Consider the following 25,698-nt stretch of genomic DNA (forward strand, 5'->3'; position numbering starts at 1 on the left):
CGAAGAAACGGTGTTTCACGGCGCCCTCGGGCTTACGGCATCAACTGGCCGCCGTTCACCTCGATCACCTGGCCGGTTACATAGCCCGACAGAATCCCCGAGGCGAGGAACAGGAAGGCGCCGACGCATTCCTCGGCCGTGCCTTCGCGGCCCATCGGGATGGTGGCGCGCTGCGCGGCCATCGCCTGCGGCGAGGTATAGCGGTCGTGGAACGGGGTCTGGATCAGGCCGGGGGCCACGGCGTTGACCCGGATGCCGTCGGCCACGAATTCCTTGGCCTGGCCGCGCGTCAGCGTGCTGACGAAGCCCTTGGCGGCGGCGTAAAGCACCGCGCCGCCTCCGCCGCCGTTGCGCGCCGCGACCGAGGTCGTGTTGATGACGAAGCCGCCACCCGCCGCCTTCAGATGCGGGTGGGCGGCTGCGGTCGCCTGCCAGACGGACTTGGCGTTCAGGTCCAGCACGCGGTCGAAATGCTCGGGCGTGGCCTCGGTGGTGGGCACCCGGCCCAGCATGCCGCCCGCGTTGTTGATCAGCCCGTCCAGCCCGCCCAGGGCCTCCGCCGCCTCATCGACCACGCGCTGCGCGGTGCCGCCGCTGCCCATGTCGCCCTGCACCAGCACGATGCGCCCGGGCGCCTGGGCCTGAACCGCCTGCGCGGCCGTGCCGCTTTCGTTGTAATGGACCGCGACGCGGGCGCCCTGCGCGGCCAGCGCCGCCGCCACCGCCGCCCCGATCCCGGTCGAGCCGCCCGTCACCAGCACCCGCTTGCCGTCGAGATCGCCGATCCTGATCTGTTCCCACATGGCCGTTTCCCCCTTCTTTGCGTCCGGCGCCATCCTGGCCGCCGAACCACACCATTCAGGAGTTCGACCAGGAATGCCATGCATCATAGCGGTGAAGGGACGGGGCGCGGCGGCCCGGGGCTGCATCCTGCGGTTGCGCGCCGCCGGAGCCCGTGCCAGCATCGGCCGGCAACGGCATGGGGGCGATCATGCGCGACTTCTTCATTCTGTGGATGGAACGGATCATCAATGTGGTGATCGTCCTGGGCGCGATCGGCGTCTTCGCCGGGGGCATCGTGGTGATGCTGTCTCCGACGGGAGGTGTCCTGCAGGGGCTTCTGGCCTGGATCATGGGCGCGATCTATCTGCTTCTGATGGGCGGCATGGTCTATCTGGGCCTGGGCATCTACAACAACACCCGCCGCACCGCCGAGGCGGTCGAGCGGCTGTCCCGCCAGCCCTGACACCGGGGCCTTTTTGCCCCGGTCCCGCAACCGCCCGCCCCGGGCTTGCGCTTGGCGCTTGACAGGCCGGGGGCAGTTGCGCGAACAGGTGCGCGCTTTGGTTCCGGCCCGCTAGGCCGGATGAAAAGGGAACCCGGCGGGCCGCCTGCGGCCAATCCGGGGCTGCCCCCGCAACTGTGGGCGGAGAGCGACGGCCGACGACGCCACTGGGATCCGTCCCGGGAAGGCCGGCCCGAGCGATGATCCGCAAGCCAGGAGACCTGCCAGGGCGATCACCCATTCCGGGCCGCGGGGCGCGCCCGGATAGCGGCCTATCCGCAGAGGTGAGGAGCCGTCCTGCGGGGGCCCGCCTGTCCCCGGTTCCAGGACATTTCTGCAACCGGCAGGCCCTGCCTGCCACCCGGAAGGCCCTTGGACATGCACCCCAAACGAACCCCGCTGATCGCGCTGGCCACCCTGTCGGCCGCCGCCCTGCTGCCCGCCGCCGGTTCCGCGCAGGACGCGGTGACGCTGGACCCCGTGATCCTGTCGGCCGGCTTTGCGCCCCAGGCCGCCGACGCCTATGGCCGCGCGGCGACCGTGCTGACCGCCGCCGAGATCGAAGCCCGCGGCATCGCGACCGTCCAGGACGCGCTGCGCGCCGTGCCCGGCGTCTCGGTCTCGAGCGCGGGGACAAGCTTCACCCAGGTCCGCATCCGCGGGGCCGAGGCCAGCCACAGCCTGATCCTGATCGACGGGATCGAAGTGGCGGGCGGCGGCGACGAATACGTCCTGACCGGGCTGGAAACCGCCAACATCGACCGCATCGAGGTGCTGCGCGGCCCGCAGTCGGTCTATTACGGCTCGAACGCCTCGGCCGGGGTCATCAACATCATCACCCGCGGGGGCGAGCCGGGCCTGCATTACGGCGGCGGGATCGAGCTTGGCAACGGCGCGGCCGCCTCGGCCCATGTCAGCCGCAACGGTGAGCGGGGCGGCCTGGCGCTGAACCTGTCGGCGCGCGACGACCACGGTTTCGACCTGTCGGGCGACGGCGGCGAAAAGGACGGCATCCATCGCAAGACGCTGGGCCTTTCGGGCTGGGTCCAGGCGACCGAGGCGCTGCGCCTGGGCGCCACCCTGCGTCGGTCGTGGGAGCGGTACGACAGCGACGCGCTTGCCACCTACGACGTCCTGACCGGCGGCTATGTCGATGCCGGGGGCAACCCCGTCACCGGCCCCGAAGGCTATGTGAACGACGACCCCGCGCTGTTTGGCAAGCGCGACGAGCGCCAGGGCGCGCTATGGGCCGAATTCGCCAGCCTGGACGGCTGGCTGACCCATCGGCTGGACTATCAGGACTCGGTCTTCAAACAGAACAACGAGGGCGCCGGCTGGACCACCGGCAAGACGCGCAAGCTGAAGTACCGGGGCAGCCTGGGACTGGACGGCCGGCCGGTCGAGGATGCGGCCCATATCCTGGGCCTGCTGGCCGAGCGGCAGGAGGACAGCTCCACCGCCGCGCCGGATTATCGCCGCGAGATGACCTCGCTGGCGCTGGAATATCGCGGCTTCCTGGACAACGGACTGAACCTGCAGGCCGGCGTTCGCCACGACGACAACCGCGTCTTCGACGATTTCACCAGCTGGACCCTGGCGCTGTCCTGGCAGGTGCCGGACCGGCCCTTCCGGCTGCACGCCTCGGCCGGGACCGGGCTGGTCAACCCGTCCTATTACGAGCTTTACGCCGATGACGGCTATACGCGGGGCAATCCCTATCTGCGGCCCGAAAAGAACCGCGGTTTCGACCTCGGGGTCGAACTGTCCCTGCCGGACGGGCGCGGCAGCGTCGATCTGACCTATTTCCGCGAAACGCTCGAGGACGAGATCACCTATGTCGGCGGCACGGCGCCGGACTGGCGCGGCACCTATGTCAACCAGCCCGGCGAAAGCCCGCGCGAAGGCGTCGAACTGGCCGCCCGCGTCAATGCCACCCGGAACCTGGACCTGGCGCTGAACTATACCTACCTCGACGCCAAGGACCCCGATGGCGCGGTCGAGATCCGCCGGCCCCGGCACGAACTGGGCCTGTCGGCCACGCTGGCCGTGCTGGACGGGCGCGGATCGCTGACCGCCGACCTGCGCCATGTCTCGGGCAATTTCGACACGCAGTTCTGGAACGACCAGACGCGCGAGATGCCGTCCTTTACCGTGGTGAACCTTGCCGCCGGCTATGACCTGACCGACAACATCCGCCTGACGGGCCGGGTGGTGAACCTGTTCGACCGCGATTACTCCGAGGTCTGGGGCTATGCCACGCAGGGCCGCACCGCCTATGCCGGATTGCAGGCCCGATGGTAGGCGGGGGGCCCTGCACGCCCGCCCGCGGCCTGGGCTGCCGTCGCCGCGCCGCCCGGTCATGACGGGGCGCGGCTATCCCCTGTTTCTGGCGGGCCTGGGCGGGCTGGTTGCGGCGCTGTTTCTGGCCTCGCTGCTGATCGGTCCCCTGGGGATCGGCCCCTCGTTCGCCGCCCTGACCGGACGGGGCGACGCGATGCTGGGGCTGGTCCTGCGCGAGATCCGGCTGCCCCGCGCCGCCCTTGGCCTGATGGTCGGGGCGGCGCTGGGGCTGTCGGGGGCGGCGATGCAGGGGCTGTTGCGCAACCCCCTGGCCGAGCCGGGGCTGATCGGCACCTCGGCCTCGGCGGCGCTGGGGGCGGTGCTGGCGATCCACCTGGGGATCGCCGCCGCCTTTCCGCTGGCGCTGCCGCTGATGGCGCTGGCGGGCGCGATGCTGTCGGTCGGGCTGGTGCTGGTGCTGGCCGGGCCGCGCGGCGGCACGCTGGCGCTGATCCTGGCGGGGATCGCCATTGCGGCGCTGGCGGGGGCCGCGACCTCGCTGGTGCTGAACCTGTCGCCGAACCCCTTTGCCGTCAGCGAGATCCTGTTCTGGATGATGGGCTCGCTGGCGGACCGTTCGATGCTGCATGTCTGGATCGCGGCGCCGCTGATTGGGCTGGGCGCGGCGCTGGTCCTGCCCTGCGGCCGGGGCCTGGACGCGCTGACCCTGGGCGAGGACGGGGCCGCCGCGCTGGGGATCGACATGCGCCGGCTGCGGCTGCGCCTGGTCCTGGGCAGCGCTGCGCTGGTCGGGGGCGCGACGGCGGTGGCGGGCGCCATCGGCTTTGTCGGCCTGGTCGTCCCGCATGTGCTGCGTCGCGCCGTCGGCGCGCGGCCGGGGCGGCTGCTGGCGGCCTCGGCCCTGGGGGGCGCGGCCATGGTGCTGGCCGCCGATATCGCGGTGCGGCTGGTCCTGCCGGGGCGCGACCTCAAGCTTGGGGTGCTGACGGCGCTGGTGGGCGCGCCCTTTTTCCTGCATCTGGTGCTGGCCACCCGGGGGCGGGCGCCATGACGCTGGTGCTGTCGGGACTGACCTGCCGGCGCGGCCCCCGCGCGGTGATCGAGGACATCGGGCTGGTGCTGCGGCCGGGCGAATTCGTCGGCCTGTTGGGCCCGAACGGGGCGGGCAAGACGACGCTTCTGCGCGCCGCGCTGGGGCTTTTGCCGGCGACCGGGCACAGTTCGCTGGCGGCGCTGCCGCCCCGCGACCGGGCCCGCGCCGCCGCCTTCATGCCGCAGTCGCGTGACATCGCCTGGCCGATGACGGTCGAGGCGCTGGTCTCGCTGGGCCGCATCGCCCATCCGGGCAGCGCCGGGGCGGCGGATCGGGCGGCGGTCGACCGTGCGCTGGAGGCGCTGTCGATCGGCGCGCTGCGCCATCGCCCTGCCACCGCGCTGTCGGGGGGCGAACAGGCGCGCGTGCTGCTGGCCCGGGCGCTGGCGCAGGAAACGCCCCTGCTGATCGCGGACGAGCCCACCGCCGGGCTGGACCCCGCCGCGCAGATCGGCGTCATGCGCCTGTTCCGGGGCCTGGCGGACGCGGGCAGGACGGTCCTTGCCTCGCTTCACGACCTGGGCCTGGCGGGGCGGCACTGCACGCGGCTGGTGCTGCTGGACCGGGGCCGGATCATGGCGGACGGCCCGCCCCGCCAGGTTCTGACGCTCGCAAACCTGGCGCGCTGCTTTGGCGTGACGGCGCAGGTGGCCGATGGGCCGCACGGCCTGTCCGTGCAGCTTCTGGACCGGATCGAGGCGCCCTGAGCGCGGTTTTCGCTTGGTCCCGGGCGGTTCGCTGCTAGGATGGCCGGCGGAACAGGCAGCATCCTCATGTCAGACTGCGACGATCCCCAGGCCGAGGTCTTTCCCCGCCAGCTTCGGTTGCGCCGCTGCGACGCGGAACGCAACATGAACCGCTATTACCGCATGAGGGTCGAGCGCGACCTGTTCGGCGGCACCAGCCTGATCCGCGAATGGGGCCGCATCGGCACCCGGGGCCACATGCTGATCGAACCCCACCGCGACGAGGGCGAGGCGATCACCGCCCTGTTGCGCCTGGCCCGCGTCAAGCGCCGCCGAGGCTATCAGGGCTGATCCCCGCCTCGGACGTGCCGCCCGGCCGGGGCAGGGTGGTTTCGTCGCGCCAGGCGCGGCAGTCCCGCAGATAGTCCCGCGCGTCCTTGCTGAGCCGGGCGATGCCCAGCAGCCGCGCCAGCTCCAGGTCGGGATCCGGGGCGGCGGCGATCCGGTCGGCATTCCGGTCCACCACCTCGGCGATCTCGGCCCGCGACACCTCGCGCAGCGCCCGTTCGCCAAGACCGCGAAACGGCAGCCGGTCGCGAACGGCGCCGCGGGTCCACAGAAAGCGGACCCCGGCTTCCTCGGTCCGGTCGAAGTCGCCATGCAGCGCCGCGATGCGGGACTGGATGCGCGCGCCCGTCCGCTGCCAGCCATGCGCCTGGGCGATCCTGCGGGCCAGGGCCGCGTCGGGCATGGGTCCGTCGGCCGCGACGATGTCCCGCATCATCGCCCGCAGGTCCGCCGTGTAATCCGCGTCGAAGAACCGCTCGGGGTCGGGCCGAGGCGTGGACAAAGGGGGGGCATCGGTCGCGGGCAACGCGTCGTCGGCGGGCGGCGCGGGGCGGCCTGCGTCCGATCCGGGCACGCTGTCGGCCGGGCCCTCATCCGTGCCGGGCAGGTCTGGCAGGTCTGGCAGGTCGGGCTGGGCGGGCAGGTCGACCGCGACCTCGGGCGCCGCCTCGGCCCGGCGGGCGCGGTCGGCCTCCAGGATCTCGTGCAGCCTGGCGTCGATGCGGTCTGCCGTGGCCTGCGGGGTGCGGAACCAGTCGGTGGACCAGACGCGCAGGATGGACCAGCCCAATCCCTCCAGCACGGCCTGACGGATGCGGTCGCGGTCGCGCGCCGTGGCCGATGAATGATAGCGCGCCCCATCGCATTCCACCCCGGCCAGCCAGACGCCGGCATGGTCGGGATGGCGCACGCCCAGGTCGATGCGAAAGCCCGAGACGCCGATCTGGGTCTGCACCTGCCAGCCCTTTGCGGCCAGGGCATCGCGGACCGCCTCCTCGAACGGGGACTCGGCGGGGCCGGCCGAGCCGCTGTCCTGTGCGGCCAGCGCCACCGGCCCGCGTTCGGCAAAGTCCAGGAAGGCCTTGAGATCGGCCACGCCCCGCGCGCGGGTGCGGCCCAGGTCGATCTGGTCGGCGCCGAAGGAGGCGAAGACATGCAGTTCCGCCCGGGCGCGCGTCACCGCCACGTTCAGCCGCCGCTCGCCCCCGTCCTTGTTCATCGCACCGAAGTTCATGGTGAACTTGCCGGCCTGGTCGGGGCCGAAGGTGACGGAAAACAGCATCACGTCGCGTTCGTCGCCCTGGATGTTTTCCAGGTTCTTGACGATCACGGGCTCCTCGCGCTCGTCGGCGAAGAACCATTCCAGGGCCGGGTCGGCCTTGCGCTCGGCGTCCAGCAGGTCAAGGATCAGCCCCTGCTGCTGGGCGTTGAAGGTGATGACCCCCAGCGTCGGGCGCGCCGCTTCGGGCAGGGCCAGCCAGCCCGTCAGGCGGTTGCGGATGAAGGCCGCGATGGCGCGGGCCTCGTCTGGGTTGGTCGCACCCTTGCTGCGCTGATAGGTGCCGGCGATCCTGTGCAGCCGCACCGCGTCGCCCGCGCCGCCGGGCGAGGGGAAGGTGACAAGCCCCCCGTCATAGTAGAAGTGGTTGGAAAAGGCGATCAGCGCCTCGTCCCGGCTGCGATAGTGCCAGTTCAGGCGGTGCGTCGGGATGCCCGCCGCCGCCGCCTCGTCCAGGATCGAGGGCATGTCCCTTTCATGGTCGGCCAGGGCCGCACCCTCCTCGACGCCCTCGTCGCTGCGCCCGAAGAAGTTCGTGGGCGGCAACTGCCTGGGGTCGCCCACGATGATCGCCTGCCGGCCGCGGGCGATGGCGCCGATGGCATCCCAGGTCGAGATCTGCGAGGCCTCGTCAAAGATGACCAGGTCGAACTGCGCCTGGCCCGCGGGCAGGTATTGCGCGACCGACAGGGGCGACATCAGCACGCAGGGCGCAAGCCGGGCAAAGGTCGTCGGCATGTCGGCGATCAGGCTGCGGATCGCGCGCGAGGGGCGCTGCAGCCCCAGTTGCTGGCGCAGGATGCCCAGTTCCGAATTGCGCGGGACGCTGTCGCGCGCGGGCAGGTCGTTGCCCAGGCGGCGCATCACCTCGGCCGAGGCAAGGTTGGCCAGGGCGTCGTCCAGGTCGCGGAACCGGCGGATCAGGGCGTCGTGCTCCCAATGGGCAAAGCCGCGCAGGCAGGGCTCGGCGTCCATCGCCAGGCGCAGCCACCAGGCCATGTAGGCCTGTTCGAAGGCGCAGGCGGTGTCTGCAAGCGCGGCGCCGTCCTCGATGGCGCGGACCAGCGGCTCCAGCCCGGCGGCGATGGCCTCGGCGCGACACGCGCGCCATTTCAGCCAGTCGCTGAAATGGTGCTGCAGGGGTTCCAGATCGGCCAGCAGCGCCTCGGCCTGCGGGGGCAGGGCGCCGCCCAGCTCGGCGAAATCCGCGCGCGCCGTTTCGGCCGCGCGGTCGGCGTCGCGCAGCGCCCGCAGCAGGCTCGCCATCTCTCCGCCCGAGGCGCGGGCCAGTTCCGCCCGCTGCGCGCCCAGGACCGACGCCGGCAGTCCGGCCGCCCGCAGGTGGCGCTCCAGATCCAGAAAGCCTTGCGCGGCCTCAAGCTCTTGCCGGATGCGGGCTGGGTCTGAGCGTTCCTGCGCAAAGCCCGGCACCCCGCGCAGGTCCGACCCGTCGATGTCGCGTCTGGCGCGCTGAAGCTGGCGCAGCGCGGGCAGGTCGCGCGCCGGGTCCGCCTCGCCCGAGCGGGCGTAGCTTTGCAGGATCCGGCGCAGCTTTTTCTGCGCCATGCCGGCAAAGGGCCAGGACTTGCCCTGCGCCTCGCGCCATTGCAGGTCCAGCGCGTCGAGCGGCATGTCGGCCAGCCCTTCGTCGGGGTAGTCGGCGGCCAGCGCCGCCCGGGCCTGGGCCGCGCGCGACAGCGCCTCGGCCAGCGCTGCCAGGGCGGTGTCGGCCCCGGTGCCGGCCTCGGCCAGGGCCAGCGCCTCGGGCGCGACGGCGGGCTGGTCCAGCCGCTGGGCGGCAAGCCAGACCAGGGCCGCGGCAATGTCGGGATGGGCGGCGTCCGCCCCGGTCAGGCCAAGGCGGGCGGCCAGCGCCTGCCCCGCCTCGGACGCGGCGGCGCGGGCCCGCCGCAGGGCGCGGGCGCTGTCCAGGTATCGGTCCTGCCAGCCAAAGGACCATTCGCCCCGGTCCAGCAGCGACAGCGGCCCCTGCGGGTCAAGTCCCGCCACGATGCGGTGGCGCGCGCCCAGATCGGCCGCCAGGGTTCGCAGGCGCTGGAATCCGGCCTGATCGTGGCAGTCCTTGTTGTCGAAGCGCAGCGCAAAGCCCGGCGTGCCGCCCGCGACCCGGCCGATCGCTTGATAGACGCTGAAGCCCTGGGTGCCGGGACGGTGCAGCGCATCGACATAGGCGTTCAGCTGGTCCCGGGTCAGGCGCAGATCCTCGGCCACACGGACCCAGTCCTGCGCATCGGCCGCGCTGGCGCGGTCCCAGGACCGGCCAAGCTGGGCCAGGACGCTTTTGCGGTCAGCCTTGCTGGAATGCAGTTCCAGCACCGCATGGCCCAGGCCGTGGCGCTCCAGCCGACGGTGGACCACGTCCAGCGCCGCCGATTTCTCGGCCACGAACAGCACGGTGCGGCCGCGGCCAAGCTGGTCGGCGATGATGTTGGTGATGGTCTGGCTTTTGCCGGTGCCCGGCGGGCCGATCAGCACGAAGTCGCGCCCCTCGGCCGCGGCCAGCACCGCCGCAAGCTGCGAGCTGTCGGCCGGCAAGGGCGCCAGCAGGTCGCCCGGCGCATGCTTGCGGTCGACGTCGCGGGGGTGCGGCATCGGCACGGCCGCGCCCGCGAACACCTCGGTCGGGCTGTCGACCAGATGGGCCACCAGCCGGCTTTCGCGCAGGCTGTCGGTGCGGTCCACCAGGTCTTTCCACATCAGGTATTTGGCAAAGGAAAAGGTGGACAGGGCGCAGTCCTCGACCACCTCGAACCCGGGTACGTCGCGCACCCTATGGCGCAGGATGTCCAGCAGGCGCGCGATGTCGAGCCCGCTGTCGTCGCGCGGCAGCTCTCCCTCGAGTTCGGGGATGCGCAGTTCGAAGTCGCGCTTGAGCATCTCCAGCAGGGTGGCGTTGATGCGCACCTCGTCCTCGAGCTGGCTCAGCCGGAACTCGGACTGGGCCGAGCGCCGCTCCAGCCGGGCGGGCAGCAGCAGCAGGGGCGCGCGATGCGTCCGGCTGTCGTCACCGGGGCGTTTCCAGCGCAGGAAACCCACGGCCAGGAACAGCGTGTTGGTGCCGCCCTCGGCCAGGTCGCTGCGGGCCTTGCGGTAAAGCTCGGTCAGCCGGTCGACCATGTCCCGCGCGGTCAGCGGCACCGCGATCTGGCCGCGCGACAGGGCGTCGCGGGCCAGGTCCAGTTCGATCCGCCGCGCGTCCTCGGGGGTCAGGTCGCGGCCGGCCACGGCCTGTTCGTCCTTGAGCGCGAGCAGGCGAAAGACCTCGCCATGGGCCAGCCGGTCCTCGGTCCCCGAGATGTCGGGGCAGATCAGCGGCACCGCGCCGCGGGTTTCGCGAAAGTTCAGCAGCCGGTTGGCCAGCGACAGGTCCAGCAGCTTGCGCTGCCAGCGCTCGATCCGGCCGATGGCGGTGGTGGGCGTCTCGTCCACCAGCTCGCCCGGCAGGAGGCCCAGGTCCAGCGGGCGGGGCAGGGCGGCGGGGGTGGCGGTGCCCGGCTCGTCCGGCCCCTCGTCCTGCGGGCGGTGGCTGGCCAGCGGACGGATGCGGGCGGCGCGGGCGCGGTTGATGTCCACGGCCTGGATGAACTCGGCCTCGCGCGCCTCGGACAGGCGGTCGCGGCCGGCATCGACGGCCTCCTCGAAGCCCACGGCGGGGCGGCGCGTCAGCAGCGTGGTTTCCATCGGCACGAATTCGCGTGCCGCTGCGGCCTTGCGCACGGCCACCACGTCGGGTTCGACCAGGCGGCCAAAGTCCTTGCGCTGCAGCCAGACCCCGGCCCAGGCATGGCCCTGGGAAAACAGGACGGCGGTGTTCAGCCCCGCGGCCTCGAAGGCGGCGGCCAGCAGCAGCGTGCTGTCCAGGCAGGTCGCCAGCCCCTCGGCCAGGACGCGGCCTGGGTCGCGGATCTTCTGGCCCGCCTGCTCGAACGAGGCGGGGGGCACCGCATAGGACAGGCCCAGGCCCGTCGCCGCCGACCAGATGGCGCCTGCCAGCATCCACGCACGCAGCGGATCGCCCGACTGATAACCGTCCAGCGCGCCGGAATAGCCCCCGGCTTCAAGCAGGCGCGACGCCTCTTTCAGGATCTGGGCGACGGCGGGATGGTTGGGCGACACGAAGGCCGCCAGGATGTTGTCCATTTCGGCCAGACCGCCCCATTCGTCGCGGGCCAGCATCTCGACTCGGTGGGCCGAGGTGGTCTCGGGCAGGTCCTGCGCGGTCAGGCGGAATTCCAGCTGGCCGAATTCGGCCTCGTCCAGGCCCCCCAGAAGGGCGGTGTCCAGGGGCGTGTCCAGATCGGCCAGCTGCACCGTGGTGCCGGGGGCGATGCGGTCGATGGCCCAGGTCTTGTCGCGCAGCAGGCCGGGACTGGCCGAGAGCGTCAGCCGCACGTCCCTTATCGGGTCGGGCCCTGGATTTTCGATGCCGAGCTGCTTGACGATGGCGACGCCGTTCTGGGCGCTGGCGAAGTTCACCTTGGCTGCCAGGACCGCATGCAGGGTCAGCACCCCCACGGCGTCGGGCGGAGTGACGGGGGCGTCTTCATCCAGCATGGTCGGGTCTTTCGGACGTAAAGGCAGAGGGCCGGCCCAGCGGCATGGCGCCGTCGCGGAAGCCGCCGGCGGACGCAAAAGCGGCCGCCCTGTGACGGGCGGCCTTATGGACAAGGCGAAAGGTCAAGGCGGTGCACACCTGCAAGGGGTTCCGCGCAATTATCGGGCAGGAGGATTCGGCCGGCAAGGGACTATTATGACTAATCTTTCTCAATTCCGTGACGACGCAGCGCCAGGAAAAAGGGCAGGCCGGCACTGCGCCCGACCTGCCCCGTGTCGCAGGAAACCTGCGTCGGCCTATTTCACGATGTACAGCACCTTGCGGGTCTGCGGCTCGACGATCACCGGCTGGTCGTCGACATAGACGTACTGATACTGCGAATTCGGGATCGGCTGGACCGGCACCGTCTCGGGCAGGGCACTGCCCACCGCGACATCGCTCAGCGTAACGGATTGCACCTTGTTTTCCAGGACATAGGTGCGGGTTTCGGGGGTCACGGCATCCTCGGTCGCGTCGCCGACGATGGCGCCCGCGATGCCGCCCACCGCCGCACCGACCGGGCCGCCGACAACGGCCCCGGCCACGGCGCCCGTGGTCGCACCGCCCATGGCGCCGCCGCCCGTCGTGGCGGGATCGGTCGTTTCGACATGGGTGACCTGGGGTTGGGTGACGACGACCGGCTGGCCCGGGGTCACGACCGTGGTGGTCTGCGCGGTCGCCGCGCCCACCGACAGAAGGACGGCCGTGGCCGAAAACAGGAAGGCGTTCTGCATGGCTTGTCTCCATTCCAAACTGGCGAGAGAACCCCGAGCGCGCGGCGCCGGTTCCGGACCTGCCGATTTAGACAGGCGCCGCGCCGCATCGGCCGCGCTGCAACCCTTGTGCCGCGGCGCGGGTTGGGGCGGATGCACGCGCTGTTCGTCACCCTGCCGCTTTACAGCCACCTGCGCGGCTTTCAGGCGCTGGCCCGTGCCTGGACGGACCGGGGGCACCGGGCCAGTTTTCTGGTCCTGCCCGGAGGCCCGCCCATGCCGGGGTTTGATGCGTTGACCCTGCCCGGCCCTTCGGCGGCGCCGCCGCCGGGGAACGTGCTGGCACTGGCCCGGCACGGCGCACGCCAGACCGAACGGCTGTGCCGCGACGGCCTGCCGATGGCGCGATCCCTGGGCGTCGACGTGGTGCTGGGCGACCAGATGGAGCCCGCCTCGGGCCTGATCGCACGGGCGCTGGGGGTGCCGCTGGCCTCGGTCGCCTGCGCGGTGCCGATGGACCCTGAACCCGGCGTGCCGCTTCCCTTCCTGTCCTGGCCGTACGATCCTTCGGCGCGCGGGCTGAAACGCCAGCGCGCGGCCGGGGCGGTGGCGGGCCTGCTGATGGCCCCGCAGGATCGCGTCGTTGCCCGGATCAGCCGGGAATGGGGGCTGGGCGACCTGCGCAGCCTGGCCGACTGCCTGTCGCCCCGCCTGACGCTGGCGCAGATGATTCCGGGCTTTGACTATCCCCGCCCCGCGGGGGGCTGGCGCATCGCAGAGCTTGGTCCCTTCGCCCCGCCGGACCCCGCGCAGGGTTTTCCGCCCGACATTCGCCCCGACCCGGGCCGGCCTCTGGTCTATGTCTCGCTGGGGACGATCATGGGGCGGCGCGCGGGGGTGCTGGCGCGGATCGCCGGAGCCTGCCGGGAGTGCGGGGCGCAGGTGCTGGTGTCGCATGGCGGCTGCCTGGACGGCGCGCAGGCGGCGGCGATCCCGGCCGACTGGGTGCGCGATTTCGTGCCGCAGCGGGCCGTCCTGGCACGCGCCGACCTGTGCGTGACCCATGCCGGGCTGAACACGGTGCTGGAATGCCTGGGCGCCGGCCTCCCGATGCTGGCGCTGCCGCTGGCCTACGACCAGCCCGGGGTCGCGGCGCGCATCCGCCACCACGGGCTCGGGTCGGTGCTGGGCCCGTTGCAGCGCGGCCGCCGCCCTGTCGCGCAGGCGGTCGCGGCGCTGCTGGCCGACCCCGGCCCGCGCACGCGGCTGCGCCCCTTTGCCGCCCGTGCAGCCACGGCGCCCGGCGCCGCCGGCGCGGTGCCCCTGGTCGAGGCGCTGGTCGCGGGATCCCCCTGACCCTTCGCCGGCCGGCAGCAAAGGAATTGGCGCAGGGCCGGGAACGGGAAAGGCCGGCTATCGTTGGGCATGGCAAGGACGCGCGCAGGCGCGACAAGGGCCCGAGGGCGCGGAGGGACATGCCGGATCATCAGGCCGATATCGTCATCGCCGGGGCGGGCCTGTCCGCCGCCCTGACGGCGCTGCGGCTGGGGCGCACGGCGCGGGTGGTGCTGGTGGACCGCAAGCCCGACCCCCGCGCGGCGCACACCTGGTCCTTTCACGCGGGCGACATCCCGGCCGATGCGCAGGCCTGGCTGGCTCCGGCCCTGCGCTGTCGCTGGCCGGGGCAGGAGGTGCGCTTTCCCGGCTACGGGCGCCGCCTGCGCGCGGGCTATGCCAGCCTTGACAGCCAGAGCCTTGGGCAGGCGGTGGCGGACGTGCCCCATGTCCGGGGCGAAGTCGCTCGTGTCGACCCTGACGGCGTCACCCTGGCCTGCGGGCGGCGGATCGCGGCGCGGGTCGCCCTCGACGCGCGCGGCTTTGCGCCCCATCCCGCGCTGGAGATCCGGTTCCAGAAGTTCCTGGGCCAGGAGTTGCGGCTGGCCGCCCCGCACGGCCTGGCGCGGCCCGTCATCATGGACGCGACCGTGCCGCAGCAGGACGGCTATCGCTTTTTCTATCTGTTGCCCTTTGCCCCCGACCGCCTGCTGGTCGAGGCGACGCATTACGCCGACGCCGACGCCCTGCGCGCCGAGACCCTGCGCCAGGGCATCGCGGCCTATGTGGCGGCGCAGGGCTGGACCGTCGCGCAGGTGCTGCGCGAGGAGACCGGCGTTCTGCCCATTGCATTGCGGTTCGACGCCCCCGCCTTCTGGCGGGACCGTGACCCGGATCTGCCCGTGATCGGGCTGCGGGCGGGGCGCTTTCACCCGCTGACCGGCTATAGCCTGCCTTGCGCCGTGCGCAGCGCCGAAATCGTCCACGACCGCTGGCGGCAAGGCCCGCGCGCCCTGGCCCAGGCGCTGCGCCGCGACTCGCTGGACCTGGCACGGGCGCAGGGGTTCTACCGGATGCTGGCCCGGATGCTGTTTCTGGCGGCCGAGCCCGAGGGGCGCCGCGCGGTCATGGCGCGGTTCTACCGCCTGCCCGAGGGGTTGATCGAGCGGTTCTATGCCGGGCGCAGCACGCTGCCCGACAAGGCCCGCATCCTGATGGGCAAGCCTCCGGTGCCGATCCGCCGCGCGCTGCCGTGCCTGCCCGAGCGGCTGGGGGCGTCGCTGTGACCGCGGGCGGGACCCGCAGCGCGGGCGTCATCGGGGCGGGCTTCGGCGGGCTTGCGCTGGCGATCCGGCTGCAGGCGGCGGGCGTCGCCACCACGCTGTTCGAGGCGCGCGACAAGCCCGGCGGGCGGGCCTATGTCTATCACGACGCGGGCTTTACCTTCGACGCGGGCCCCACGGTCATCACCGACCCCGACTGCCTGCGCAAGCTGTGGCGCCTGACCGGCCACGACATCGACCGCGACGTGACGCTGCTGCCGGTCGATCCCTTCTATCGCCTGTGCTGGGAGGACGGCACCGTCTTTGACTATGCCGACGACCAGGACGGCATCGAGCGCCAGATCGCCGCGATCAGCCCGGGCGACGTGGCGGGCTATCGCCGTTTCCTGGCCTATTCCCGCGCGGTCTATCGCGAAGGATACGAAAAGCTGGGCGCGGTGCCGTTCCTGCATTTCAGCGACATGATCCGCGCGGCGCCGCAACTGGCGCGGCTGCAGGCGTGGCGCTCGGTCCATGCCATGGTCGCGCGCCACATCCGCGACGAACGGCTGCGTCAGGCTTTCAGCTTTCACACGCTGCTGGTGGGCGGGAACCCGTTCTCGACCTCGGCCATCTATGCGCTGATCCATGCGCTGGAACGCAAGGGCGGGGTCTGGTTCGCCAAGGGTGGCACCGGCGCGCTGGTCGCGGGCATGGTGCGCCATTTCCAGCGGCTGGGCGGGACGCTGCGCCTGAACAGCCCCGTCGAGCGGATCGAGACCGAGGGCCGCCGCGCCACCGCGATCCATGCGGGCGGCGGGCGCCACGCCTTCGACGTGATCGCCAGCAATGCCGATGTGGTCCATACCTATCGCGCCCTGCTGAGCGATGCTGCCCGGGGCGACCGGCTGGCGGCGCGGCGCCATTCGATGTCGCTGTTCGTCGTCTATTTCGGCCTGCGCGGCCTGCGCCCGCATCTGCGCCACCACATGGTGCTGTTCGGCCCGCGCTATCGCGGGCTGGTCGACCAGATCTTTCACGGCAACGGCCTGGCGCAGGATTTCTCGCTTTACCTGCACGCGCCTTCGGTCACGGACGACAGCCTGGCCCCGCCGGGTCACAGCGCCTATTACGTCCTGGCGCCGGTGCCGCATCTGGGCACGGCGGACCCGGACTGGGAAAGCGCAGCACCCGCCTATCGCGACCGCATCCTCGACTATCTCGAGGCGCGCCATATCCCGAACCTGCGGCGCGATCTGGTCACGCTGCGCCATTTCACGCCGCTGGACTTCAAGATGCAGCTGAACGCGCATCTCGGCTCGGCCTTTTCCATCGAGCCGATCCTGACCCAAAGCGCCTGGTTTCGTCCCCACAACCGCGACGACCGGCTGGACAACCTGTTCCTGGTCGGCGCCGGCACCCATCCCGGCGCAGGCCTGCCGGGCGTCATCGGCTCGGCCGAGGCGACGGCCTCGCTGATCCTGACGCCGGAGGGGCCATGACGGACAGCACCGTGGCCAATGCCCGCCGTTCCATCAAGGCGGGGTCGAAAAGCTTCGGTCTGGCGGCGCGGCTGCTGCCGCCCGCCATGTCGCAGGATTGCGTGATGCTTTACGCCTGGTGCCGCCATGCCGACGACGTGATCGACGGGCAGGATGCAGGCTTTGCCGGCGCCGGCACCGATGCCACGCCACCGGCAGAGCGGCTGCAGGCGCTGCGGGACGAAACCCACCAGGCCCTGGCCGGCGGGTCTGCCACCGAGGTCTTTGCCGGGCTCGCCCGGGTGGTTTCGCGCCATGCCATTCCGCACCGGCACGTGGACGAGATGCTGGACGGGTTCGGCATGGATGTCGCCGGGCGGCGCTATGAAACGATCTCGGACCTGCTGGACTACTGCTATCACGTCGCGGGGGTGGTGGGGGTGATGATGGCCCGCATCATGGGAGCCACCGATCCGGGCACACTGGACCGCGCCAGCGACCTGGGGATCGCCTTTCAGCTGACCAACATCGCCCGCGACGTGATCGACGACGCGCGCATCGGCCGGGTCTATCTGCCCCGGGCGCTGCTGCGGACCCAGGGGCTGGAGGGCGTCGATCCCGACAACCGGGCCGACCGCGCCGCCTTGCACCGCTGCGCGCTGCACCTGCTGGACCTGGCCGAGGATTATTACCGCAGCGCCGCCGTGGGCGTCGCGGCGCTGGATCGCCGTCCCGCCTTTGCCATCGCGGCGGCGCAGGCCATCTATCGTGAAATCGGCGTGATCCTGCGGCGGCGGGGCCCGGACGCCTGGGACCGCCGGATCTCGACCACGACCGCCGGAAAGCTGCGGCTGATCGCCGGGGCGGCGCCCGGCACGTTACTGGCCCTGCGCCGGCCCGTTCCCCGGTTCGATCGCTCGGCCCTGTTCCGGCGGCCGGGCTGATCCCCGGCCCCGTGCCAGCCGCGCCTTGAGCCGGGCGATGGGCGGAGCGTAAAGAAAGCCGAAGCTGACGCAGCCGTCCCGCCCCTCGACCGCGTGATGCAGCCGGTGGGCCTGATACAGCCGCTTGAGATAGCCGCGCCGGGGGATATAGCTGAGGGGCCATCGCTTGTGGACCAGCCCGTCGTGGGCGATGAAGTAAAGCAGGCCATAGACCGCCATCCCGGCCCCCAGCCAGGTCGCGGGCCACCAGTCCCGGCCCCACCAGAACAGCCCGACCGAGCCCGCGGCAAAGACCAGCGCGTAAAGGTCGTTCAACTCGAACCCGCCGTCATGGGGTTCGTGGTGCGACTTGTGCCAGCCCCAGCCCCAGCCATGCATGATGTATTTGTGGACCGCCCAGGCCACCGCCTCCATCGCGGCGACGGTGCCGATCACGATCAGCAGGGGCCCCACCCAGGTCATTCCGCCGCCTGCAGGATGTCGTCGGGCGGCAGGGACAGCATCGGCCCGAAGATCGCCCCCACCATGCGGCGCAACGGGCGGGCGTCGATGCCGCTGGCGTGCAGGGCGCCGTCCGCCTCGGCCAGCAGGGCATGGCAGCGGTTCAGCGCCTCTGCCGTGCCGAAGACGGCCAGGAAGGTTTCCTTGCCGGCGTCCTTGCCGCAGTCCTTGCCGGTCTGGTCGCTGCGCCGATGCGCGTCGCCCAGATCGTCGGCGATCTGGAACGCCTGCCCCAGCGCCCCGGCAAAGCGCAACAGCTGGGTGCAGGCCGCCTCGGGGTGCCGGCCAAGCAGCGCTCCCGCCTCGACCGCGGCGCACAGCAGGATGCCGGTCTTGAGCCGGTTGACGCGGCAGATGCGCTCCTGCGGGTCGCAGGCCCCCGCGTCGCCGGGCGAAAAGCCGTTCAGGTCCAGTTCCTGTCCCGCGACCAGCCCGTTCCAGCCCATCACCCCGGTCAGGATGGCGACCAGCCGCTGGCGGTCCGCGGCATCCACCCCGGGCAGCGCGTTCGCGATGGCGATGGCCTGGTTCAGCAGGCCGATGGCGGCCAGGATCGCCGTCGCCTCGCCATGCAAGACATGGGTGGTGGGCCGGCCCCGGCGCAGCAGCGCATTGTCCATCGCCGGCAGGTCGTCCAGGATCAGCGAGGCGGAATGGACCATCTCGAAGGCCACGGCCATGTCGAGCACGGCATCGGGGTCGGCGTCCTTGCCCGCGACGTGGTTCAGCAGACAGGGCCGCAGCCGCTTGCCATGCGCCATGGCCCCGCGGGCGGCGGCGACCAGGCGCTGGGGGGCAGGGGAAAGATCGGCCAGATGCCGCGCGATCCGTGCCTCGAGCAGGGCGACGAAACCCGCGTCCTCCGTTCCAGCCGGATCTCTGCCGGGGTCCGCAGCGGAAATCATCGCCACGGGAATGATCCTTTGGCGATCCTGCCGCGTTCCCTTGCGGGCACTGGGGCCCCGGGGCGACAGCGCATGACCATGATCGGACGGCAGGGCAGGGGCTCGGGGGCGAAAGCGGGCACGTTGACCTCTCGGAAGGAGCAGCATCTGGATGCGGTGCTGGCGGGAAAAGCATCGGCGGTCACGACAACCGGGCTGGAGGCCGTCCGGTTTGAACACGTGGCGCTGCCGGAAGTTTCGTGGGAGGCGATCAATTTGTCCACGCGCTTCCTGGGCCGGCCCATCGGGGCGCCGCTGCTGATCGGGTCGATGACCGGGGGACCAAGCCGGGCGGCGCAGATCAACCGTACCCTGGCCGGGGCCTGCCAGGCGCTGCGCATTCCGCTGGCCGTCGGCTCGCAGCGGGTGATGATCGAGGGGGACAGGGACGGCGGTCTTGACCGGGGCCTGCGCCGCATCGCCCCCGACATCCCGATCCTGGCCAATCTGGGCGCGGCGCAACTGAACCGGGGCTATGGCCGCGACCAGGCACTGCGCGCCATCGAGGCGATCGACGCCCAAGCCCTGATCCTGCACCTGAACCCCCTGCAAGAGGCGGTCCAGCCCGAGGGCGACCGCGATTGGCGTGGCCTGACCGACAAGATCGGCGACCTGGCGCGCGCCCTGCCCGTGCCGGTGATCGTAAAGGAGGTCGGCGCAGGCCTTTCCGCCGCCGTTGTCGCACGGCTGGCCGAGGCGGGGATCGGCATCTTCGACGTGGCGGGGGCGGGCGGGACGGACTGGGCGCGAGTCGAGGCCGCCCGGGCAGGGTCGCAAGCCCAAGCCGAGGTCGCGGCCTGCTTCGCAGGCTGGGGAATACCCACCGCCACCGCGATCCGCATGGCGCGCGCGGCCGCGCCCAAGGCAACCATCATCGGCTCGGGCGGAATTGTCACGGGGCTGGACGCGGCCCGGGCCATCCGGCTAGGCGCAGATCTGGTCTCGATGGCGGGTGCGGTCCTGCAGGCTGCTCTGGAAGGACCCGCCACGCTGGAACAACACCTTGGCATCGTTCTGGCGCAACTGCGCACCGCCTGTTTCTGCACCGGCAGCGCCGACCTGGCGCAGTTGCGCCAGGCACGACTGTTGCCCGCCGGGACCGAGCCCTATTCCTGATCCTCGTCCTTGCGCGCCTCGCGCCGGTCGGATGCCTTGAGATCGGGGCGCGGGTCGAAATCCTTGTCGGCGTTTGTCGTATCCACCCGCTTTTCGATGATCTTCTGCTGCTGTTCGTGGGTCTTCTTGCCGGTCATGGTCTTGGCTCCTGTTCGTTCCTGGGCCAGGGTTCAGGCCTGACCCGGCGTGTCGTCGTCCCGGTCGCCGTCGCGGTTGTCGACGTGGTCGTGGTGCTGCTGGGTCTGGACGTGGCGCGAATCCAGCCCGCGCTGGTCCGAATGGCGCGACTTGTCGCGGTTGGACAGGATTTCGCCGGGGGGCAGCTCCTCGATCTCGTCAGGACCAAGGGCGCCGGTGCCGTCGCCCTTGCCCTGGTCCTGCTGACCGGCGCCGAACTTCTTGTGGCTTGCGTTTGCCATGCGCGCTCTCCTCATCGCTTGGTCAGGATCAACGGCTGGCGGGGGTGATTGTTCCGTCAGGGACGGGGCGCCCGACCGTGCGCCCGGCTCGACATGCGGAACACGCTGACCGGGCAGGCGTCGATGCAGCCGCCGCAGTTCTGGCAGTCGCCCGACAGGATCAGCGGGCTGCCCTGGCCCTTCAGCGCGGGGACGATCACATGCGGCTCGGGGCAGATGTTGAAACAGGCGCCGCAATCGGTGCAGGCGTCGCGCCGCGCGGCCGAGACGCGGACCACCGACCCCCGCCCGATCAATCCGTAGAAGGCGCCGACCGGGCACAGGTGGCTGCACCAGGCACGGCGCGACACGAACAGGTCCAGCAGGAACACCGCCGCAATGATGGCCCAGCCCAGCCCGATGCCGCCGATCAGGGCGCGCTGCAGCAGGCTGACGGGGTTCACGAATTCCCACGCCACGGTGCCCGTCACGGCCGAGGCCAGAAGCGTCCCGGCCAGGATCGCCAGCCGCGCGCGGCGGTCGAGCTTGCGGTCGCGGGTCAGCCCGGTCTTTTCGCGCAGCCAGAAGGCGGTGTCGGTGACGACATTCACCGGGCAGACCCAGCCGCAATAGGCCCGCCCGCCCAGCACCAGATAGGCCAGCGCGACCGTCGCCGCCCCGATTGCGACCGGCATGGCGGGCGAGGTGCCGCCCGCGATGCCCTGCAACAGGACATAGGGATCTGCCAGGGTCAGCATGTCGCCGATCCGGCTGGCGCCGAAATTGCCCCGCGCGATCCAGATCCCAAGCCAGGGGCCCAGCATGAACAGTCCCAGCACCAGAACCTGGCTTGACCGGCGCAGCAGCCACCATTTGTGGGACCGCAGCAGGCCGCGGGCCTGGACGCTGAGCCTGCGGTTTTCCGACACCAGCCGCCCGATCATGTCGCCCGCCCCGCCCGGTTGCGGCCGTCGCCGCCCAGCCCCAGATCGCGCGGCAGCACCCGGATCGAGGCATGGCCGGTCACGCAATGCTTTTCGCAGGTGCCGCAGCCGGTGCAATGGCTGGAATGGACCGTCGGCACCAGGATGCGGCGGCCGTCGACCTCGGCCGGCTCCAGCGTGATCGCATCGCCCCGGATCGGGCAGACGCGGACGCAGATGCTGCAGTTCATCCCCTTGTAGTTCAGGCAGGTCTCATGCCCCACCAGCACCGCGACGCCCATGTCGGCATCGCGGATCGACGGGATCTGGCGGTCCAGCGCGCCGGTCGGGCAGGCCCGCGCGCAAGGCACGTCGCGGCACATGTAGCAGGGCGTGTCGCGCGGCGTGAAAAAGGGCGTTCCGACCGCGGCCTCCTGCCCCCATTCGGCCAGCGAAAGCGTGTGATAGGGGCAGGCCTGCACGCACAGGCCGCAGCGCACGCAGGCGGCCAGGAAATCGTCCTCGGGCAGGGCGCCGGGCGGGCGCAGGGCGCGGGCATCGGCGCGGTCCGTGGCCTCGACCAGGGCGACCAGGGACACGCCGGCCAGGCACACGGCGCCGGCGCCGCGTGCGATCTCGGTCATGGCGGTGCGGCGGCTCATCTTGCGTTTGCTGGATGCCATCCTGTCCCCCCTTGCCTTTGCCCGGCCTAGTCCGCGGCGTCGCGTTTGCGCTCGGCCAGCAGCGGCTCGTAGCGGCGGTCGGTCAGCGTTTCCAGGAAGGCCACCAGCGCATCGACGCGCGCATCGTCCAGCATCAGCCCCGATTGCAACTCGGTCAGCGACAGGTTCCGGTCGATCTCGGCCGGGCCCCAGTCCTCGCCGGTCTCGGGGTTGATCTGCGACCCGGGGCGCCGGCTGGTGTATTTGTTGTAGAACAGAACCGCCGTGCGCAGGTCGGAAAAGGCGCCGTTGTGCATATAGGGCCCGGTCACGGCCACGTTGCGCAGGGTCGGCACCTTCATCCGCCCCGCCTGGGCGGGGTCGTCGATCCCGGGCCGGTCCAGCAGGCCCAGGTCCAGATGGTTCGGGCCAAGGCCGTTCGCGTCCCGTGCTGCCCGGTTCACCGGCACGCCGATGTTGTGGTATTCAAAGCTGGTGAAGGTCTCGCGTTCGACGATGCCCTGCTTTTGCAGCTGGTGGCACAGGCGGCAGTTCCAGGTGATGAAGACGGTGTGGCCGAAGCGTTCCTGCGCGGTCAGTTCCTCTTCGCCGCGCAGGAAGCGGTCATAGCGGGAATCGAAGGGCATGAAGGTTTCGGTGCGCTGATAGGCGGCCAGGGCTTCGGCCGCATGGTCGAAGGCGCGGTCCACGTCGCCAAGCGCCTGGGGGCCGAACAGCGCCGCGAAGTCCTGGGCATAGCCGGGATCGGCGCGCAGCCGCTCGACCACGGCGGCCTTGTCGGGCATGCCCATCTCGACCGGGTTCAGCATCGGCTGGCCGGCCTGGTCGGCCAGATCGTCGGCACGGCCGTCCCAGAACTGGCCGCCCTTGTAGCGGCCCTTGTCGTCGCGGTGAAAGTCCGGGCTCAGCGCGGCATAGGACAGGGTCGGCGTGTTGCGGTCGCCATAGGAAACGCCGTCGTCGCCCAAGGACACCGCCCGTCCCGCCGCCCCTTCGCGGGGGTCGGTGAAGGCGTGTTCGGGGTCGTGGCAGGTGGCGCAGGATTGCGTGCCCGTCCGCGACAGGGCAGTGTCGTGAAACAGCCGCTGCCCCAGCGCGGCCAGATCGCCCGGCGCGGGCGGTGCGGGCTGCCGGCCGGCCGCCGCGCCGACCAGAACCGCCCCGGCCAGGGGAATGGCCAGAACCAGCAGGCGAGAGGGAAGACGGCCGGTCACGGCTCAGGCCCCGGCGCGCAGGGCCGCGTCCGCAGCGGCGCCCTGCCGGGCGCGCAGCTCGGCCAGGATCAGGCGGTGGGCCGCCAGGTCGGCCAGGTTCGCCAGCTGCGCCAGCCGCCGCTGCCCCGCAAGGTCGTCCAGCACCGGCGCGAGGATCCCGCCGGGCCCGACCAGCCGGTCGTGATGGGGGCGCAGGTGGGCGATCAGCTGGCCCAGGTCCAGACCCTCGAGCGGTTCGGGGCAGGCGATGGCGCCGGAATGGATCAGCATGTCCTGGGTCACGCGGAACGCGGGGACGTCCGCCCGCGCCAGGGCCGGATGGTCCCGCGCCGCGTGCAGCAGCGCAAAGGCCGCCAGCAGCCGGCTTGCGGCATCGGGCGCGTTGCGGGCGCGCTGGAACAGTTCGGCCAAGGGCGCAAGATCGGGCGGCATCGGGTCCAGCGGGATATGGTCGGCGCGCATCGCGCTGGGGCGGAACGGCGTGCAGCGCCAGCGCGCGCCATGCGCCGGATCGGCGATGCGCCAGCCGGCCAGGGCCAGGCCCCGGCCGATCTGGACCAGCCAGCGCAGCATCCGGCGCTGCATGTCAGCATGGGCCCGGGCCAGCGCCTGGTCGTGCGCGGTCGCGTCCAGCCGATAGATCACCTCGGAGAGCTTGCCCCCATCGTTGCCGTGAAAGCTGATGCGGGCGCCGGGCAGGTCGGGGCCCGCTGCCATCTCGGCCGGCGCGCCCTCCACGGCAATGTCGGCCTCCCACGCCTGGGTCACGGGGTTGCGCAGGAAAAAGCCCACCAGGAATTCGCGCGGCCCGGCGTCGGCCAGCGACTGCCGGATCGCCTCGGGCGGGCTGTCGGCCTTGAGCGAGGCGCGGATGTCATAGGGGATCCACATCGTCGGCTCCTTGCGCGCGGGGTTATTCGACGATCACCTTGCCGCGCATGAACGGGTGGGGCGTGCAGGTATAGTCATAGGTTCCGGCCGCGTCGAAGGTGATGGCATAGGCCTCGCCCTTCTTCAGCATCGCGCCCTTGAAGGCGTCCTCGCCCACCACGCCCTTCTTGAAGGCGACGTTGTGGGGCATGGCTTCCTGGTTCACCCAGACGACGGTGTCGCCCGCCTTCACCGTCACTTCGGGCGCGTCGTATTTCATCTTGTCGATATGGACGACCACGGCGGCCGGGGGCGCCTCGGCCTCGGCCACCGGCTTTTCGTTCGGCACCGTGATCTTGTCGGCGGCCAGGGCGCCGGTCGCGGTCAGTGCGCCGATCAGCAGGGCGGCAAGAAGGGACCGGGGTTTCATGGGGACGTTCATCGAATGCTCCTGTCGGGGTGGGCCCGGACGCGGACGTGCCGCGCCCGGTCCGGCGTCAGCTGGCTTTGCCGACGATGGGGGAAATGGTGCAGTGATAGGTCATGGCGTCATCCTCGGCGCCAAAGCACCAGATGATGTCGTTGGCGAATTCGGGCCGATAGACCGGCAGCTCGCCTTCGGTGTTCAGGCAGGCGCAGCGGCCCGAGACGTTCTGCCCGCAGCAGTCGCGATAGGCGATCAGATAGCTTTGCCCGTCGGTCGGGTTATAGCAGCTGGCGACCCAGGACGCCGAGGCGAGCTTGGTGCCCGGCGGGCAGTTCGTCAGCGACCCGCCCGAGCAGTCGCAGATGTTGCCGTCGATGGAACAGTGCCGCCAGTAGTCGCAGGACTGGATGTCGGTGTCCTGCGGCACGAACTTGGCGCGCGGGTCCGTGCCGGCGGCGGGGGTCGCCGCATTGGCGCGGCTGACGCGGCCGCGGCGGTCCACCGGCAGCAGCGGCACCAGCGCGACGCCCGCCAGCACCGTGCCGAGCCGGCCCAGGGCGCCGCGGCGGCTGGTGCGTCCCGCCACGCGGCGCGACATCTTTTCGACCAGGGTGTCGAAACCGAAATTTCCCAGCATCGTTTATCCTCCCTCTGCATGGGTTGGGGCCGGAAGGCCGGGTCAGGCCGCGGTCTTCCTGCGGCTGGTCATGAACTGCTGAAGCGAGGCGAAGCCGGTCTTGTCGGCCTCGAGCAGGCTTTCCAGATGCTCGCGCGTGTTGGTCAGCCCCTTGGCGCGGATCACGCCCTGGCCGTCCAGCAGCACGCCATAGGGGATCTTGCCGACCTGGAAGGCCATGCCGATCTCGGCCGAGACGACATAGCGGATCTGGCCCAGCTCATGGCTTTCCAGAAAGCGGGCGTGTTCCTCGGGGGCGCCGTCGCTGACCATGATGACGCCGATGTTCTCGGCCCGCGCGATGGACTTGATGATCGGAAACAGCTTGTCGCAGACCGGGCAGGTCGGGGCCGTGAACATCACCAGCGTCGGGCGGCCGTCGGCCGCGACGCCGCCAAGCCGCGCGCTGCGCCCGAAATAGTCGGGCAACTCGAACTCGGGCGCCTTGTCGCCGATGTCGGGGCCGTGATCGGTGATCATCGCGCCCATGGGGGACGAGCGTTCGTGCAGCAGCCCGACCTGGCGCATCAGGCCCAGCATGACCACGGTCAGGCCCAGGACGGCGATCCACAGCACGATGTTGGAAGCGATAAGATAAGTCATG

The 25,698-nt window shown here is 71.3% G+C and carries 24 protein-coding genes and 1 riboswitch; of the genes, 10 read left to right on the forward strand and 14 right to left on the reverse strand.

Going from position 1 to position 25,698, the window contains the following annotated elements:
* Positions 1-32: 32 nt before the first annotated feature.
* On the reverse strand, positions 33-803 hold the full coding sequence (locus BU28_RS0106735) for an SDR family NAD(P)-dependent oxidoreductase (RefSeq protein ID WP_028718796.1): 771 nt from the start codon (positions 801-803) through the stop codon (positions 33-35).
* A gap of 152 nt (positions 804-955) precedes the next feature.
* On the opposite strand from BU28_RS0106735, the gene BU28_RS0106740 reads away from it, so the two are divergent.
* The 5 genes from BU28_RS0106740 (at position 956) to BU28_RS0106760 (ending at position 5,716) form a co-directional block, all read left to right on the forward strand.
* A complete protein-coding gene (locus BU28_RS0106740) occupies positions 956-1,246 on the forward strand; it encodes a hypothetical protein (protein WP_233145058.1) in 291 nt (96 codons plus the stop codon).
* 81 nt (positions 1,247-1,327) lie between these two features.
* Positions 1,328-1,528, forward strand: a riboswitch (cobalamin riboswitch).
* A 135-nt stretch (positions 1,529-1,663) separates the two neighbouring features.
* Positions 1,664-3,586: a TonB-dependent receptor plug domain-containing protein gene (locus BU28_RS0106745; protein WP_036762198.1), complete on the forward strand. Its 1,923-nt coding sequence runs from the start codon at positions 1,664-1,666 to the stop codon at positions 3,584-3,586.
* 58 nt (positions 3,587-3,644) lie between these two features.
* Entirely contained in the window at positions 3,645-4,637 is a 993-nt protein-coding gene (locus BU28_RS0106750; RefSeq protein WP_028718799.1) for a FecCD family ABC transporter permease, read from the forward strand.
* On the forward strand, positions 4,634-5,386 hold the full coding sequence (locus BU28_RS0106755; RefSeq protein ID WP_028718800.1) for an ABC transporter ATP-binding protein: 753 nt from the start codon (positions 4,634-4,636) through the stop codon (positions 5,384-5,386). Before BU28_RS0106750 ends, BU28_RS0106755 begins: the two co-directional genes overlap by 4 nt.
* 66 nt (positions 5,387-5,452) lie before the next feature.
* Positions 5,453-5,716, forward strand: coding sequence for a WGR domain-containing protein (locus tag BU28_RS0106760; RefSeq protein ID WP_028718801.1), 264 nt, complete (start codon positions 5,453-5,455; stop codon positions 5,714-5,716).
* Here the strand turns inward: BU28_RS0106760 and proA are convergent.
* On the reverse strand, positions 5,688-11,567 hold the full coding sequence (gene proA, locus BU28_RS26585) for an anti-phage protein ProA (protein WP_081791290.1): 5,880 nt from the start codon (positions 11,565-11,567) through the stop codon (positions 5,688-5,690). The two genes, BU28_RS0106760 and proA, sit on opposite strands and share 29 nt — an antisense overlap.
* Positions 11,568-11,864: 297 nt before the next feature.
* Positions 11,865-12,341, reverse strand: coding sequence for a DUF1236 domain-containing protein (locus BU28_RS0106770; RefSeq protein ID WP_028718802.1), 477 nt, complete (start codon positions 12,339-12,341; stop codon positions 11,865-11,867).
* Positions 12,342-12,473: 132 nt separating this feature from the next.
* On the opposite strand from BU28_RS0106770, the gene BU28_RS0106775 reads away from it, so the two are divergent.
* From BU28_RS0106775 to BU28_RS0106790, 4 genes are all read left to right on the forward strand, one after another.
* Complete coding sequence (locus BU28_RS0106775) at positions 12,474-13,676, forward strand: glycosyltransferase (RefSeq protein WP_028718803.1); 1,203 nt, start codon at positions 12,474-12,476, stop codon at positions 13,674-13,676.
* 119 nt (positions 13,677-13,795) lie between these two features.
* Entirely contained in the window at positions 13,796-14,941 is a 1,146-nt protein-coding gene (crtY, locus tag BU28_RS22240) for a lycopene beta-cyclase CrtY (protein WP_036762201.1), read from the forward strand.
* A complete protein-coding gene (locus tag BU28_RS0106785; RefSeq protein WP_028718804.1) occupies positions 14,938-16,419 on the forward strand; it encodes a phytoene desaturase in 1,482 nt (493 codons plus the stop codon). The genes crtY and BU28_RS0106785 overlap by 4 nt, the downstream gene beginning before the upstream one ends.
* Positions 16,416-17,342 carry a phytoene/squalene synthase family protein gene (locus BU28_RS0106790; RefSeq protein WP_028718805.1) on the forward strand — a complete coding sequence of 309 codons (927 nt, stop codon included), beginning with the start codon at positions 16,416-16,418 and terminating at the stop codon, positions 17,340-17,342. Before BU28_RS0106785 ends, BU28_RS0106790 begins: the two co-directional genes overlap by 4 nt.
* Here the strand turns inward: BU28_RS0106790 and BU28_RS22245 are convergent.
* Positions 17,277-17,804: a sterol desaturase family protein gene (locus BU28_RS22245; RefSeq protein WP_081791292.1), complete on the reverse strand. Its 528-nt coding sequence runs from the start codon at positions 17,802-17,804 to the stop codon at positions 17,277-17,279. The genes BU28_RS0106790 and BU28_RS22245 overlap by 66 nt on opposite strands.
* Entirely contained in the window at positions 17,801-18,748 is a 948-nt protein-coding gene (locus tag BU28_RS22250; RefSeq protein WP_051577912.1) for a polyprenyl synthetase family protein, read from the reverse strand. Before BU28_RS22250 ends, BU28_RS22245 begins: the two co-directional genes overlap by 4 nt.
* 72 nt (positions 18,749-18,820) lie before the next feature.
* Between BU28_RS22250 and fni the strand changes: the two genes are divergently transcribed.
* Complete coding sequence (fni, locus tag BU28_RS0106805; RefSeq protein WP_198945026.1) at positions 18,821-19,903, forward strand: type 2 isopentenyl-diphosphate Delta-isomerase; 1,083 nt, start codon at positions 18,821-18,823, stop codon at positions 19,901-19,903.
* Here fni and BU28_RS25290 read toward each other — a convergent pair.
* The 9 genes from BU28_RS25290 to mauD all read right to left on the reverse strand — a co-directional run bounded on the left by BU28_RS25290 (position 19,894) and on the right by mauD (position 25,697).
* Positions 19,894-20,040: a hypothetical protein gene (locus BU28_RS25290; protein WP_155992520.1), complete on the reverse strand. Its 147-nt coding sequence runs from the start codon at positions 20,038-20,040 to the stop codon at positions 19,894-19,896. The two genes, fni and BU28_RS25290, sit on opposite strands and share 10 nt — an antisense overlap.
* Before the next feature lie 33 nt (positions 20,041-20,073).
* Positions 20,074-20,322: a hypothetical protein gene (locus BU28_RS0106815; protein ID WP_028718807.1), complete on the reverse strand. Its 249-nt coding sequence runs from the start codon at positions 20,320-20,322 to the stop codon at positions 20,074-20,076.
* Between the two features lie 56 nt (positions 20,323-20,378).
* Positions 20,379-21,245 (reverse strand): quinol dehydrogenase ferredoxin subunit NapH, encoded by an 867-nt coding sequence (napH, locus tag BU28_RS0106820; protein WP_028718808.1) that lies wholly within the window; start codon positions 21,243-21,245, stop codon positions 20,379-20,381.
* A complete protein-coding gene (gene napG / locus BU28_RS0106825) occupies positions 21,242-21,907 on the reverse strand; it encodes a ferredoxin-type protein NapG (protein ID WP_028718809.1) in 666 nt (221 codons plus the stop codon). The genes napH and napG overlap by 4 nt, the downstream gene beginning before the upstream one ends.
* 26 nt (positions 21,908-21,933) lie before the next feature.
* Complete coding sequence (locus tag BU28_RS0106830; RefSeq protein ID WP_088239281.1) at positions 21,934-23,121, reverse strand: cytochrome-c peroxidase; 1,188 nt, start codon at positions 23,119-23,121, stop codon at positions 21,934-21,936.
* Positions 23,122-23,124: 3 nt separating this feature from the next.
* Entirely contained in the window at positions 23,125-24,012 is an 888-nt protein-coding gene (gene mauJ, locus BU28_RS0106835) for a methylamine utilization protein MauJ (protein WP_028718811.1), read from the reverse strand.
* Positions 24,013-24,034: 22 nt separating this feature from the next.
* Complete coding sequence (locus BU28_RS0106840; RefSeq protein ID WP_036762255.1) at positions 24,035-24,421, reverse strand: amicyanin; 387 nt, start codon at positions 24,419-24,421, stop codon at positions 24,035-24,037.
* A gap of 67 nt (positions 24,422-24,488) precedes the next feature.
* Positions 24,489-25,055, reverse strand: coding sequence for a methylamine dehydrogenase (amicyanin) small subunit (gene mauA / locus BU28_RS0106845; protein ID WP_028718813.1), 567 nt, complete (start codon positions 25,053-25,055; stop codon positions 24,489-24,491).
* 42 nt (positions 25,056-25,097) lie between these two features.
* Positions 25,098-25,697: a methylamine dehydrogenase accessory protein MauD gene (gene mauD, locus BU28_RS0106850; RefSeq protein ID WP_028718814.1), complete on the reverse strand. Its 600-nt coding sequence runs from the start codon at positions 25,695-25,697 to the stop codon at positions 25,098-25,100.
* Position 25,698: the final 1 nt, after the last annotated feature.

This window comes from Paracoccus yeei ATCC BAA-599, assembly GCF_000622145.1.
Classification (GTDB): Bacteria; Pseudomonadota; Alphaproteobacteria; order Rhodobacterales; family Rhodobacteraceae; genus Paracoccus; species Paracoccus yeei.

Excerpts from the sequence above, each read along its gene's own strand:
- BU28_RS0106735 (WP_028718796.1), bottom strand. The coding sequence starts at position 803 with ATGTGGGAACAGATCAGGATCGGCGATCTCGACGGCAAGCGGGTGCTG.
- BU28_RS0106745 (WP_036762198.1), top strand. The coding sequence starts at position 1,664 with ATGCACCCCAAACGAACCCCGCTGATCGCGCTGGCCACCCTGTCGGCC.
- BU28_RS0106750 (WP_028718799.1), top strand. The coding sequence starts at position 3,645 with ATGACGGGGCGCGGCTATCCCCTGTTTCTGGCGGGCCTGGGCGGGCTG.
- BU28_RS0106755 (WP_028718800.1), top strand. The coding sequence starts at position 4,634 with ATGACGCTGGTGCTGTCGGGACTGACCTGCCGGCGCGGCCCCCGCGCG.
- BU28_RS0106760 (WP_028718801.1), top strand. The coding sequence starts at position 5,453 with ATGTCAGACTGCGACGATCCCCAGGCCGAGGTCTTTCCCCGCCAGCTT.
- proA (WP_081791290.1), bottom strand. The coding sequence starts at position 11,567 with ATGCTGGATGAAGACGCCCCCGTCACTCCGCCCGACGCCGTGGGGGTG.
- BU28_RS0106770 (WP_028718802.1), bottom strand. The coding sequence starts at position 12,341 with ATGCAGAACGCCTTCCTGTTTTCGGCCACGGCCGTCCTTCTGTCGGTG.
- BU28_RS0106775 (WP_028718803.1), top strand. The coding sequence starts at position 12,474 with ATGCACGCGCTGTTCGTCACCCTGCCGCTTTACAGCCACCTGCGCGGC.
- crtY (WP_036762201.1), top strand. The coding sequence starts at position 13,796 with ATGCCGGATCATCAGGCCGATATCGTCATCGCCGGGGCGGGCCTGTCC.
- BU28_RS0106790 (WP_028718805.1), top strand. The coding sequence starts at position 16,416 with ATGACGGACAGCACCGTGGCCAATGCCCGCCGTTCCATCAAGGCGGGG.
- BU28_RS22245 (WP_081791292.1), bottom strand. The coding sequence starts at position 17,804 with ATGACCTGGGTGGGGCCCCTGCTGATCGTGATCGGCACCGTCGCCGCG.
- BU28_RS22250 (WP_051577912.1), bottom strand. The coding sequence starts at position 18,748 with ATGATTTCCGCTGCGGACCCCGGCAGAGATCCGGCTGGAACGGAGGAC.
- fni (WP_198945026.1), top strand. The coding sequence starts at position 18,821 with ATGACCATGATCGGACGGCAGGGCAGGGGCTCGGGGGCGAAAGCGGGC.
- BU28_RS25290 (WP_155992520.1), bottom strand. The coding sequence starts at position 20,040 with ATGACCGGCAAGAAGACCCACGAACAGCAGCAGAAGATCATCGAAAAG.
- BU28_RS0106815 (WP_028718807.1), bottom strand. The coding sequence starts at position 20,322 with ATGGCAAACGCAAGCCACAAGAAGTTCGGCGCCGGTCAGCAGGACCAG.
- napH (WP_028718808.1), bottom strand. The coding sequence starts at position 21,245 with ATGATCGGGCGGCTGGTGTCGGAAAACCGCAGGCTCAGCGTCCAGGCC.
- napG (WP_028718809.1), bottom strand. The coding sequence starts at position 21,907 with ATGGCATCCAGCAAACGCAAGATGAGCCGCCGCACCGCCATGACCGAG.
- mauJ (WP_028718811.1), bottom strand. The coding sequence starts at position 24,012 with ATGTGGATCCCCTATGACATCCGCGCCTCGCTCAAGGCCGACAGCCCG.
- BU28_RS0106840 (WP_036762255.1), bottom strand. The coding sequence starts at position 24,421 with ATGAAACCCCGGTCCCTTCTTGCCGCCCTGCTGATCGGCGCACTGACC.
- mauA (WP_028718813.1), bottom strand. The coding sequence starts at position 25,055 with ATGCTGGGAAATTTCGGTTTCGACACCCTGGTCGAAAAGATGTCGCGC.
- mauD (WP_028718814.1), bottom strand. The coding sequence starts at position 25,697 with ATGACTTATCTTATCGCTTCCAACATCGTGCTGTGGATCGCCGTCCTG.